Here is a 13702-nt window from a genome sequence, read left to right as displayed (position 1 = left end):
TAAACCCTCACACCATGGTAGAGTCAATCTATTAATTGTCAAATTCAAAATTGGAGTATTTTTAAAGGGATTTGGATCTCTGTTAAATAGTTTTCAAAATTATCTTCATTCCAAGGACCGCGATGAACAATCTGTCGACTTGCACCTTGCATCTTATATTGTCTATTTTCCTGTAACCAGACAGCTAATGATAAATAAGCTGCTCCAATATTAGAAAAATCACCATAAACCATCATACAAGCCATTGTTTCTATAGCTTCTACAGTACGAAAACAAAAAGGAGAAACCGCTTTAACTACCTTATTTACAGGCACACATAACTCTACATCAACATTTTCTTCCCGATAATCATCATCATGATAAATTGAAAAACAATTTGCTGAAACATTAATTTTATGTTTATTTGCAAATAATGATAGTTCTTTCCATAGTTCACTTTCAGCATAATAATTAGGAATAACTTTTCTTAATGATAATACAAAATAACTAGGAATTTTTTTAATTATGACATTATAGTGCATTTCATTTTTACCTGTAAGTAGTCCCTTTTTTGCTAATTTTATTTTTTTTAATTTTGCCTGTAAAGCAAGTATACTTTCTTCAATTTCAATATACTTTTTATCCAATTGTTCAATAATAAAACCATCAGTATCATTATCTAAAGTACTAGCAATTTCAGCAACACTAAATCCACTATCACGTAAATATATAATTTTATTTAACACCAAAATTTGTTCACTAGAGTACATTCGATATCCTGTTAGGGAATCAATTTTAGCAGGTTTTAATAATCCCATTTCATCATAATATCTTAACATTCTAACAGTAACTTGTGTTAATTTTGAAAATTCTCCTATTTTAAACATAACAGCCCATCCTTATTTCATTAATTTATAATAATACTATTTCATTTAATGTTTTATCAAGAAATAGAAAATGCCCTTTTCTTAATATTTTAAAACTATATTGACTATAAATTATATCAACGCTACATTTTATCTTTTGACATCTTTTCAAGTAATCTAGTCTTTCATACTGTCTCATCAATTTTAAGTAATAACTATTTACCTCTCTATTCCAAAAAGCTTGAGATATTTTAATTCGTTGTGGTGAACTAATATAGATTTACTTTTAAAAAATCTTATATCCAATTTCATATCCTAGTAAAGTGGTTAACCACAACTATTTTGGTATATAAATCGTCACCTTTAATTAAATGATTTACTAATTACAATTAACCAATCACTCATCAATAATCGTTGTATCATCTAAATGAAACATATTCATAAAATAGTCTTATATGCTAGCGTATACATTAAATAGATAATTCATAATAATCATTATATTATATATATTTAATTACAGCTAATAATAAAATATTAAATAATTTTTATTTATTAGATAATAATATTTATATAATTACTCCATAATACTTTTGATGAAGTTTTTACTAATTAATAAGTAGAGCGAATTCGTTGCTTTTAAAAAAACAATGTACTATAATTTTAATGAACTATTTAGGTAAGATAAGGAGAGAACTATGAAAATTTCAAAAGATATTCTTTATGTAGGGGTTAATGATCATAATGTTGATTTATTCGAAGGACAATATGTCGTTCCTAATGGGATGGCTTATAACTCTTATGTAATTATGGATGAAAAAATTGCAGTAATGGATACTGTAGATATTAATTTTACTCATGAATGGTTAGATAATCTTGCTGATGTTTTAAATAATAAAACACCAGATTATTTAATTGTTCAGCATATGGAACCTGATCATTCTGCAAATATTCAAAATTTTATTAAAACATACCCGAGCGCTACAATTGTAGCTAATGCAAAAACATTTGCTATGATTGATCAATTTTTCACTTTAGATGCATCTGTTAAAAGAAAAGAAGTTAAAAACGGTGAATCTTTATGTCTAGGTGAACATACTCTAACATTCGTTTTTGCCCCAATGGTGCATTGGCCAGAAGTAATGGTAACTTATGATTCAAAAGATAAAGTTTTATTTTCGGCCGATGGATTCGGAAAATTCGGTGCCAATGATATAGATGAAGAGTGGGCAGATGAAGCTCGTAGATATTATATTGGTATTGTTGGAAAATATGGAGTTCAAGTGCAGTCATTACTTAAAAAAGCGGCTGATTTAGATATTGAAATCATTTGTCCACTTCATGGTCCAGTACTAACTGAAAACCTAGGGTACTATATTAATCTTTATGATATCTGGTCTTCATATAGTGTTGAAAGTGAAGGAATCGTTATTGCATATACTTCAATTTATGGTAATACAAAAAAAGCAGTTGAAGTGCTAGCTGAAAAGTTAGAAGAGAAAGGATGTCCAAAAGTAGTTATTCATGATTTAGCACGTTGTGATATGTCTAAAGCAGTAGAAGATGCTTTCCGTTATGGTAAATTAGTTTTAGCTACAACTACATATAACACTGATGTATTTCCTTTCATGAAAGAATATATTCATCATTTAACTGAAAGGAACTTTCAAAACCGTACAGTTGCATTAATTGAAAATGGTTCTTGGTCACCTCTAGCTATTAAAGTAATGAAGGAAATGTTTTCAGGATGTAGAAAAATAACTTTTGCTGATAATACAGTAACAATTAAATCAGCACTAAAATCTGATAGTACTGAAGCAATTGATAAATTATCAGAAGAATTATGCCGTGATTATATTGCTCAATCTGATGATAAAGCAAATAAACATGACATGAGCGCTTTATTTAGAATTGGTTATGGTTTATATGTTGTAACAAGTAATGATGGTAAAAAAGATAATGGTTTAATTGTTAATACAGTTACACAGGTTAGTGATTCACCTAATCGAATAGCTGTAAATATTAGTAAACAAAATTATTCTCATCATGTTATTAAACAAACTGGTAAATTAAATGTAAACTGTTTATCAACAGAAGCACCATTTAGTATTTTTGAACGTTTTGGTTTCCAAAGTGGTAGAACTGCTGACAAATTTATTGATTTTAAACCCTTATATTCAGATAATGGACTTCCATTTTTACCTCGCTATATTAATGCATTTATGTCTCTTGAGGTAGAAAAATATGTTGATTTAGAAACACATGGTATGTTTATTTGTAAAGTAACTGAAGCCCGTGTTATGTCTGATATTGAAACAATGAGCTATACATATTATCAAGAAAATGTTAAACCTAAACCTAATACCGAAGGTAAAAAAGGATTTGTATGTAAAGTATGCGGATATATTTATGAAGGTGATGTTCTACCTGATGATTATATCTGTCCTTTATGTAAACATGGTGTCGTAGATTTTGAACCAATTGAAAATTAATCATATTACTTAGGCAATGATTTTATAATTCATTGCCTTTTTTTAGAACAATAATTCTATATAATTATTTATTACTTTAAATAGTATATTCTATAATTATAATCTATACTCTTGTATCATTAAAATATAAATTAAAAAACTGTATATACCAAAATAATCCATACAGTTTTTTTATATTCTAATCTAACAATATTTCATTTAATACATCTTATGTTGTTATTAAACTCCTGGCAACTCCTTATTTGTTGTAATATCCTGCTTATTTCAATACATCTTATGTTGTTATTAAACAATCACTATTAGCAGCTTCATTTTCTATAATGTTTATTTCAATACATCTTATGTTGTTATTAAACTTTCGATTTAATGAAATTTTTAGGGATTTTGGCTTCATTTCAATACATCTTATGTTGTTATTAAACTTCTAAACAAAAGGTTTTTGATATGGCATTTCTAAAATTTCAATACATCTTATGTTGTTATTAAACGAAACCGTAATTTCTTGTTTTTCGTTCTCTGATCAATTTCAATACATCTTATGTTGTTATTAAACTTGAACGATGGCATAAGGATGATAAATATGCAGTTAATTTCAATACATCTTATGTTGTTATTAAACACCGTATGAATCATCTAACTTTTGTTGTTTCTCAATTTCAATACATCTTATGTTGTTATTAAACTAAAAATCAGAGAAATCTGATTTATCCCCCGGTATCATTTCAATACATCTTATGTTGTTATTAAACTATTTATTTTAAGAGTGTTATTAGAAAAGAGGGATTATTTCAATACATCTTATGTTGTTATTAAACTAATCATAACAGTTCTAATAATATTTATATTAGCTGATTTCAATACATCTTATGTTGTTATTAAACTAAATATAAAGAGGGAGCTATAAGGTTATATTTAGAATTTCAATACATCTTATGTTGTTATTAAACTTATTCCTTACTAGTATTTTAACACTAGTATTTTTAATTTCAATACATCTTATGTTGTTATTAAACCAAGAGGGAATGTTCCATCATTGGCTTGTTTTAAACCATTTCAATACATCTTATGTTGTTATTAAACATGCGGTAGAAGAACCAACGGTAGAATCTTTAGAAAAATTTCAATACATCTTATGTTGTTATTAAACTAGACTACATAGAAGAAAGCACAAAAGAGACAATCATATTTCAATACATCTTATGTTGTTATTAAACGAAGAATATTTAGGAAAATAATGAGGAGAAAGAAAAAATTTCAATACATCTTATGTTGTTATTAAACGATATTTAGAACTTTTACAGTTTCTATAGGAAATTATTTCAATACATCTTATGTTGTTATTAAACCCTAGTAAATAAGCCACTTTTCATATTCTATTATACCTCAAAACCTTTATATATCAACACTTTTATGTTTTTTTACCAGGCGATTTTACTTTTTTGTAATTTTTAGAAAAAATCTCTTAAAGTCTTACTCTCCCAACGGTTTTAAAAGTTTAATCATAAATTATGCCTGGTAAAACAAAAGAAACTTTATAGCTTAAAGTTTCTTGATTTCATTAAATTCTTTTTCAAATATCTTCTTATTTGTTAATAATGCAACAACTAAAATTGCAAAAGAAATATCAAATGGACTCTTTAAAGTTATAATTATAATAAATAATCCTATAACAAAGCCAAATATTTGAAAATAAAATGGTTTCATTGAAATACTGTATTCTTTGATTAATTTATATTGATTAATTAAATTATGTATTGTTATATAAAAAGCAATAATTGCGACTAGAATATCAACTGAAAAACTAATCAAATAATTATTCGTTAATAATTCTTTTATAAATAATAATACAATATAGCCACACATTGTTTGCCATAAGCCAGCAATCGTGTATTTTTCAAGTATTTCTTTCTTTAATTTTTCAAGCTCTTTTTTAGTTGGTTTCTGTTTCTTCATTATTTAGTAACCTTTAATTCATGCGCTCTTGTTTCTTCAATATGGCTATTAAAAAATTCTTCCATGACTTTAATCATATAATATGTATCTTTAACTCCAGCAGTTTCATATGATGAATGCATTGCTAGTTGTGGTAACCCTATATCAACACTATTCATTGAAACTTGTGCCATTGCAATATTTCCTAGTGTACTACCACCTAAAGCATCGGAACGATTTGCAAAGAACTGAACTGGAACTTTAGCACTTTCACATAATCCTTTAAAAACCGCTATACTAAGAGCATCACTTGTATATTTTTGTCCTGCATGAGATTTAATAACTACTCCTTCATTTAAATAAACACAATTATTTATATCTGTTTTTTCTGGATGATTAGGATGAACAGCATGTGCATTATCTGCACTTAACATAAAACTAGATGCTAAAGCTCGATAATAATCTTCTTCTGTTTTTCCTAATGCATTATTAACACGCTTTAAAACATCATACAAAAAAGTTGAACCAGCACCCTGTTTTGTTCCAGAACCTACTTCTTCATTATCAAAGCAAGCAAAAACATTAATCGATTTGCTGTTAGCTCCTTTTAAGAAACCTTGCAATGAGGTATAAGCACATTGTAAATCATCCAATTGTGGAGATGAGATAAATTCTTCATTTGCCCCCCAAATAGACGGCTCCATTCGATTATATAGATATAAATCAGCACCATAAATATCTTCTACACTAACATCTAATTGTTGAGCTACTAATTTTTTTAAATCACCTGCTTTAGTATCGCTACCACCAAATAAAGGTAACATATCAACTTGTTTATTATAAGAATAACCATCATTAACTGTACGATTCATATGAATTGCAACATTAGGAATCAATACTAAATCCCGATCAATATTGATAAGTTTAGTGATATAGCTATTGCCATCTTGAACCAATACTCTTCCTGCTATTGATAAAGGTCGATCTAACCAAGTAGAACATATCATCCCACCATATCCTTCAGTGTTTAATTGAGTATATTTACCTTTAACTTCAATTTCTGCATTTTCTTTAATTTTAAAAGTTGGCGAATCACTATGTGAAGCAGCAACATTAAAACTATATTCATCTAATTCAGTTCCAATATTAAAAGCAATAATACTAGAATCATTCCTTGATACAAAATAGCGTTTACCAGCTTCTATTTTCCATATTTTTCCTTCTAATAATTCTATATAATCATTAACTTTTAATAATTGTTTAATATTATCAACAGCATGAAATGCTGTTGGACTCTTTTTAATAAAAGATGTTAATTCTTGAGATATTTTTTTATCCATCAACATTATCCTCCTTATTCTTTGCAAATTATAACATATCCTTTAACAAAATGTTAAAGGATATGTTGGTAATTATTCTTTTGTTTTATTTCTCTTTGCAAGAGCTGGCATAATTGCTCCTAATCCAACTAAAATAATTGGTGTAATAATATTCATACTAATTTCAAACGGTGTTCCCTTAAACATTCCTAAAGCACAACTAATTGCTGTTACTCCAAAACACCACCAGCCAAAAAATTTAGCAAATGCCTGATTTTTTGTGAAACGGTATTCAGCTGGAAATTTATTGATTGCTTTACGTAAAGCAATATATGCTATAAATACCCATAAATAGCGAAGTGGCATACACACTGAATTTAATTGTGTTAAAAATTTCAAAAATGAAGTAACGCTTTTAATTCCCATTGCTGGAACTAAAATCAATGGTGTAACAATTGCCACAACTAACCAGATTCCATTTACATATGCTCCCTTATTATTTTTCTTTAACAGCTTTGTTGGAATAAACTGTCTTGCATCTTCATTATCTAACAATATTCTTAACGGTGCATCAATTGAAATAACTAATGTTGATAATTGCCCTACCATATTACAAATTGCATAAACAATCATAAATGTATTACCAATACCATAATACTGTCCTAATTTTTGGAACGACCAGTATGCACCATTTGCTACATATGAGTCAAAGTTTGCATTAATATCAGCTACATTAAACATCATACCCATTGATATTGTACCCAAAATAGCACAAACAATAACCATAACTGCAAGCATGATCATTCCCTTAGGAAATCCTTTAGACGGATTTTTTACTTTATTTACATATGGTGATATCTTTTCACAGCCCCCAACTGCAAAAACTAAAATTGATAAAGATGTAAAATATTCTAATCTAAATGATGGAATCAAATTTTTAAAACTCCAATCAATTGTTTGATACCCTCCATCAGGATTAAGTACTGGTGCTGCCATCATCAAGATAATAAATAATATTGACATAATAAACATTGATGAGCCTGCTAATGTTGCTAAAGACTTTAATGGATTTAAGCCTCTTGATGCTACCCAGGCGAAAAATAAGAAAAGTATAAGGGTAATAACTTGAACTAATCTTATATCTAATGAATCATAAAATGACGAATCTTGAAAAAGAACCCAGCTAAAAGCCTTTAGTCCTCCTGATGCCTTAGAAGCAATATAAGGCATATGTACTACCCAATATGTCCACCCTGCATAATATGCAAGTTTTGGTCCCATTGTTTCATGAATCCATGAACTAACGCCTCCTCCAGCGTTTTTAAATGCCGAGCCCAATTCTCCAACCATTAAAGCATATGGCACGAAATATAAGGCAAACATCATAATCCAGCTAAAAATTACCTGGATACCGTTAAAGTAAACAAAACCATTAACAACATTTCCAAATCCCCAAACTGTTGAAAATGCCATAAAAGCTAAGTTATACCAAACGATCTTTTTTGATTTTGACATAATAACCTCTAAAATATTTATACTTGTAACAAAAAATTATTCTTAAATTAAAACATTTTTTGCACTAATCTATTATAACAGACTTTTTTTATTTTCCTACTATTTTATTATCCAAATATTTATAATTATATTATTTTAAAAAAATCATATATTATTGATATCTAAACTTTTTTAAATAACGATATTTAACCCATCCTACTTTATTACCTTTAACAACATATGCATATATACCATATACTCCTATCAACTTAACTATATCCCCTTTATGTAAAGAAAGCTGACAATCTATATAATCATCTAAACAATATAGTTTATTATTATATTGATAAAGAAATTCATTTTTTATATTTAAAATTTTATTTGTATTTATTTGTTTACACTTTGAAAAATTACTTTTTTCGTCTAATAATTCTACTTCAAAATTAGGCCAGGCTATTTTAACAATTACTTTTGGTAAAGAATTAATATCTACTAATACTTGATACAATGGTAATGGCTGAACAAACTCTTTTACAAAATTATATGAATCATTATCGCCATTAATAATCAAAGCATTTAATTGGCTAATAGACTTTACACCAGTACCCCCATCAATACTAATTATCCTTCTTTCATTGTCTATAATAATTTCATTATTAATAGAATTTTCATATTGATTAGAGGTAGGAATATGTCCAACAATTACATATTCATCTAAACAATGACCTTCAAAATAAAATGTTTTCATCTCGATCATTGAAGAAAGACTAGAATTTTGCCAATCATTTCGCTTTTCAATTCCAGCATGAACAAAAATAAAATTATTAAAATGTAAGGTTGTTGGAAGAGTAGCAAAATAATTAAAATATGGTTGTAAAAATTCTTTTACTTTTAATTGGATAAATTCAGGTTGATCACTTTTTATGTTTAATGATAATCTATTAATTGCTTGACGTATCATTCCTCCTTTACCAATATGATTTAAATAATGAATCACCTGTTTAGCATATTTTGGGTTATTAACCATTTCTTCAAGCGCATATTCACAGTTACCTAAAAGTACATATACTTTATCACTTTGATTTTGAAGTTGTATTAAATATTCAACTATTTCAATGGCTTGGTCGCCCTTTTCAATAAAATCTCCTACAATTATTAAATAATCATCTTTACAATATTTAACCTTTTCAAGCAACAGTTTGAAACGATCTAGATGACTATGAAGATCACTAACTACAATACAACGATATTTTCCTTTAACTTTCTTTTTAATATGTTTCACTTCCAACATTTATTTCACCTCTAGAATTACTATACCATAATCTAGTCGTATTTTTATTACTATTTTATCTTAAACATTTTATATAACTGCGTTATAATGTACTAAAAGCGAGGTAATATAATGTTAAAAGAAATTGAACAAAGACAGAGTATTAGAAAATACAAAAATATTTCAGTAGAAAAGGAAAAAATAATTGAACTCTTAAAATCTGCTATGAATGCACCAACTGCTAGAAATACACAAGAGTGGAAATTTAAGGTAATTACCAACAAAGAAGCACTAAATAATATGGTTCACCTTTCTCCATATACATCAATGATGCAAGAAGCACCCTGCGCTATTTTAGTGATTGCTGATTTAACCAAAGCAATAAACATAGAATATGGTTTAATAAATTGTGCAGCTGCAATTGAAAATATGCTAATTGAAGCTACTAATCAAGGATTAGGAACCTGCTGGTGCGGAATAGCTCCTATTGAAGAAAGAATTAATAATTTTAAAAAATACTTTGAATTAACTGAAGATGAATATCCAGTTGGTATTGTTGCTATAGGTTATAGCAATGAAAGCAAGCCATTAGTTGATCGTTTCAATCCTTTAAATATTTCTTATTTAAAATAATAGAAAAGGGGCTAGACCCCTTTTAATATACAACCCTATCTAAAATATTATTTACATAAGCAATAAAAATACCATAATTAGTCATCGCTATATGTTGTTCTTTAGACTGATCAACTCTTGACATAATATAACGACGATTAAACATACATCCCCCACAAGTAATCACTAAATCATACTTTGCCAAATCATTTGGAAAATCAGTTCCGCTAACAATATCAATATTAATATCAGGATAACGTTTTTTCAACATTCTAGGAATTTTTACCCGACCAATATCTTCACTTAATGGAGCATGACTACAACATTCAGCAATTAATATATTTGAATCATTGGATAATTTTTCTAACTTTCTGATACTATCAATATAATAATTCAGGTCCCCCTTATATCCTGCCATCAAAACAGAAAAAGATGTTAGCTTAGTCTGCTTAGAAATATGTTCATCAACATATTTGAAAACCTGTGAATCTGTGATAACTAAATCCGGTTCCATTTTTAATTTATTTAAAACATTAATCATCTGATCTGTAGTAACAGATATTACTTGACACTTTTTGTCAAGTAATTCCCGTAATACTTGAACCTGAGGTAAAATCAACCTTCCTTTTGGAGCCTGAATATCTTGAGGCATCACTAGTAATACTAAATCTCCACTTTTTACAAGTGTTCCAGTAATACTTTCTTTTTCAAAATCTTTTGGTAAATTATTTATTAAAGCTTCTTTTAATTCTAAAATACCTTGGTTAGTTATTGAACTAGTTAAAATTGGTTCCTTTTTGAAATGTTCAAAAATAGTTTTTATTAAATTATTAGTTATACTTAAATCAATCTTACTAATTACAAGAATAACAGGAATATGTTTCTCTTTGAAATGGTTATACCAGTTCAATTCTTGTTCTATATTTTCATCAGTGAAAAGGATGATAGCAATATCAATTTTTTCACTAACCTTCTTTGTTTTATCAATTCTTTGTTTGCCAAGTGTCCCAATATCATCAAATCCCGCAGTATCAATTAACAAACATGGCCCTAGTCCATGAATCTCAATAGCCTTATAAACAGGATCAGTTGTTGTTCCCGCTTCGCTGGAAACAATTGAAACCTCCTGACTTACAAAAGCGTTTATTAATGATGATTTACCACTGTTTCGCTTCCCAAAAAAACCAATGTGAAGACGATTAGCTCCAGGAGTTTGATTAAATCCAGCCATAATTAAAACCTAAAATCCCGTTTCCCTTCCTCAATCATTAAAAGGCGTTCTTGGCAAATCTTTCTAACCTTATCACTACTAATATTATTTAATTCTTTTTTTATTAATTCATCAGCTTTTTTCTTAGTATCTTCGCTTGCGTAATCTTGAAGATATTCTTTAAGTGTCATTAAGGCGTTAGGATGGCAACAGTTTGAGATCTGTCCTGATTTACATAACTGCATAAAGCGATCCCCTGTTCTACCTTCACGATAACAGGCTGTACAAAAACTTGGAATAAAGCCCAAAGAACACAACCAGTTAACAACTTCATCTAAATTACGGTTATCACTAATATCAAATTGAGCAGAAGTAATTTCATCATCACTTTCTGGTTCATCATATCCTCCAACACTAGTTTTTGAACCACCGCTAATTTGTGATATTCCCAACTGTAACACCCGTTCACGAACTCTTTTTGATTCACGCGTTGATATTATCATTCCTGTATATGGTACCGCCATTCTAATGATCATAACAATTTTCTCAAAAATTTCATCACTAATTGCATTACTAAAATCATCTTTATCAATATCATCGGCTGGACATATTCTTGGCACACTGATCGTATGGGGACCAACCCCCTTAGCTGCTTCTAAGTGTTCTGCATGCATTAATAGTCCTACAAAATCATATCGATACATTTCTAAACCAAATAATACGCCAATTCCAACATCATCAATTCCGCCATCCATTGCTCGATCCATTGCTTCAGTATGATAAGCATAATTATGTTTTGGCCCAGTTGGATGCAATGCTTCATAATTTTTCTTATTATAAGTTTCTTGAAAAAGAATATATGTGCCAATTCCAGCATCTTTTAATTTACGATAGTTTTCCACTGTTGTTGCAGCAATATTTACATTAACACGACGAATAGCACCATTTTTGTGCTTGATACTATAAATAGTTTTTATACTTTCTAAAACATATTCAATTGGATTATTAATTGGGTCCTCACCTGTTTCTAATGCTAATCGCTTATGTCCCATATCTTGAAGTGCAATTACTTCTTTTTTTATTTCTTCTTGAGTTAATTTTTTTCTTGCAATATGTTTATTTTTTAAATGATACGGACAATAAACACAACCATTTATACAATAATTAGATAAATATAACGGTGCAAACATAACAATACGATTACCATATAACTTTTCTTTAATCATTTTAGCAACTTTTTCCATCTCCTCAATTGCCTCAGGAATTTCACATTCCAATAACAACATTGCTTCACGATGATTTAATCCCTTACAATCTTTTGCTCTTTCAATCAAAGAAAAAATTAATTCTCGATTATCTTTATTCTTTTTCGCATACTCTATACTTTCTAAAATTTCCTGATCATTAATAAATTCCTCAGCTTTATCTGATTTTACATTATACATTTTTCTTCTCCTTCTATTACTTAGGTATTATCCCTTGTAGTCAAATTTACAATAATCCCCACGTTGATACACTACTTCATAACCTTCACATTTCAACATATCAATCAGTTCTTTTAATCCTTCACTAGCCTCTTGACCTGTTGTAGCCTTGTTATCATACAATAAATATTTTTTTCTAACCTCTAGAGGTGATAAATTTGGCATAACCACATTACAACCATGCTTTATTCCCTCAATTCTTCCATTAGAATCAAGTGTTGCTAATGCTGTAGTAGCTGGTAAAAGAACATCTTTAGTCATAATTCTAATGATACTCAAAATGAATAAAGTTTGCTTTAAATTACCATTCTTTAAATCTTTAAATGGTGTATCATGATGAACTAAATAGGGTCCAATTCCAACCATTTCTGGTTTTAATTCTTTAATAAATAATAAATCATTAACTAAATGATCTGTTGTTTGATGATAGCTGCCTACCATAAATCCACATCCAGTTTGAAAACCAATTTCTTTTAAATTACGCAAACATTCAATCCGTTTTTTAAAAGACATAGCATGAGGATGTAACATATAATAATGATCTTCATTATAAGTTTCATGTCTTAATAAATATCGATCTGCCCCAGCATCATAGTATTTTTGATAAGTCCCTTTATTTTTTTCACCAAGTGATAACGTGATTGCACAATCTGGATACAATTGCTTAATTGATTTTATAATATCAACCATCATTTCATCCTGATAATACAAGTCTTCACCACCTTGTAATACAAACGTTCGAAATCCTAACTTATATCCTTCCTTACAGCTAAGCAATATTTCTTCCTTACTAAGTCGATAACGAATCGCTTTAGAATTACTTCTTCTAAGTCCACAATAATAACAATCATTTTTACAATAACTGCTAATCTCTATTAACCCCCTAATATATATCTTATTACCAAATATTTGTTTTGTAATCTTAGCAGCTAATTCTTTAGCATAATCAAAATCTATTTGATTATAAGTAGATAATAATTGTTTAAATTCATTAAAATCTAATTCTCCATTATGATTTAGTTTATCAATCAATTCAATATTTTCCAT

The 13702-nt window shown here is 28.5% G+C and carries 10 protein-coding genes and 1 CRISPR repeat array; of the genes, 2 read left to right on the top strand and 8 right to left on the bottom strand.

Features of this window, described 5'->3' with window-relative positions; genetic code table 11:
• Window positions 1–44 precede the first annotated feature (44 nt).
• Complete coding sequence (locus ACLR9T_RS05480; protein ID WP_413108527.1) at window positions 45–866, bottom strand: MerR family transcriptional regulator; 822 nt, start codon at window positions 864–866, stop codon at window positions 45–47.
• Window positions 867–1540: 674 nt separating this feature from the next.
• Between ACLR9T_RS05480 and ACLR9T_RS05475 the strand changes: the two genes are divergently transcribed.
• Window positions 1541–3334: a flavin reductase gene (locus ACLR9T_RS05475; protein WP_413108526.1), complete on the top strand. Its 1794-nt coding sequence runs from the start codon at window positions 1541–1543 to the stop codon at window positions 3332–3334.
• A 195-nt stretch (window positions 3335–3529) separates the two neighbouring features.
• A CRISPR array of direct repeats spans window positions 3530–4680; the repeat unit is 30 nt; unit sequence ATTTCAATACATCTTATGTTGTTATTAAAC.
• Window positions 4681–4873: 193 nt separating this feature from the next.
• Here ACLR9T_RS05475 and ACLR9T_RS05470 read toward each other — a convergent pair.
• The 4 genes from ACLR9T_RS05470 to ACLR9T_RS05455 all read right to left on the bottom strand — a co-directional run bounded on the left by ACLR9T_RS05470 (window position 4874) and on the right by ACLR9T_RS05455 (window position 9370).
• Window positions 4874–5287: a hypothetical protein gene (locus ACLR9T_RS05470; RefSeq protein ID WP_413108525.1), complete on the bottom strand. Its 414-nt coding sequence runs from the start codon at window positions 5285–5287 to the stop codon at window positions 4874–4876.
• Window positions 5287–6606: a M18 family aminopeptidase gene (locus ACLR9T_RS05465; RefSeq protein WP_413108524.1), complete on the bottom strand. Its 1320-nt coding sequence runs from the start codon at window positions 6604–6606 to the stop codon at window positions 5287–5289. The genes ACLR9T_RS05470 and ACLR9T_RS05465 overlap by 1 nt, the downstream gene beginning before the upstream one ends.
• A gap of 72 nt (window positions 6607–6678) precedes the next feature.
• Window positions 6679–8100 carry an amino acid permease gene (locus ACLR9T_RS05460; protein WP_413108523.1) on the bottom strand — a complete coding sequence of 474 codons (1422 nt, stop codon included), beginning with the start codon at window positions 8098–8100 and terminating at the stop codon, window positions 6679–6681.
• Between the two features lie 151 nt (window positions 8101–8251).
• Complete coding sequence (locus tag ACLR9T_RS05455) at window positions 8252–9370, bottom strand: metallophosphoesterase (RefSeq protein ID WP_413108522.1); 1119 nt, start codon at window positions 9368–9370, stop codon at window positions 8252–8254.
• A gap of 111 nt (window positions 9371–9481) precedes the next feature.
• Between ACLR9T_RS05455 and ACLR9T_RS05450 the strand changes: the two genes are divergently transcribed.
• Window positions 9482–9982 carry a nitroreductase family protein gene (locus ACLR9T_RS05450; RefSeq protein ID WP_413108521.1) on the top strand — a complete coding sequence of 167 codons (501 nt, stop codon included), beginning with the start codon at window positions 9482–9484 and terminating at the stop codon, window positions 9980–9982.
• A 22-nt stretch (window positions 9983–10004) separates the two neighbouring features.
• Here the strand turns inward: ACLR9T_RS05450 and hydF are convergent, their stop codons facing one another.
• Genes hydF through hydE form a run of 3 tightly spaced genes read right to left on the bottom strand, consistent with a single transcriptional unit; the run spans window position 10005 to window position 13702 of the window.
• The gene (hydF, locus tag ACLR9T_RS05445) at window positions 10005–11192 is read right to left on the bottom strand and encodes a [FeFe] hydrogenase H-cluster maturation GTPase HydF (protein ID WP_413108520.1); all 1188 of its coding nucleotides are present in this window, start codon (window positions 11190–11192) and stop codon (window positions 10005–10007) included.
• 2 nt (window positions 11193–11194) lie between these two features.
• On the bottom strand, window positions 11195–12616 hold the full coding sequence (gene hydG / locus ACLR9T_RS05440; protein ID WP_413108519.1) for a [FeFe] hydrogenase H-cluster radical SAM maturase HydG: 1422 nt from the start codon (window positions 12614–12616) through the stop codon (window positions 11195–11197).
• Window positions 12617–12643: 27 nt separating this feature from the next.
• The gene (hydE, locus tag ACLR9T_RS05435) at window positions 12644–13702 is read right to left on the bottom strand and encodes a [FeFe] hydrogenase H-cluster radical SAM maturase HydE (protein ID WP_413108518.1); all 1059 of its coding nucleotides are present in this window, start codon (window positions 13700–13702) and stop codon (window positions 12644–12646) included.

This window comes from Thomasclavelia sp., assembly GCF_047249845.1.
GTDB lineage: Bacteria > Bacillota_I > Bacilli_A > Erysipelotrichales > Coprobacillaceae > Thomasclavelia.
This window is presented reverse-complemented; position numbering and strand designations above follow the sequence as displayed.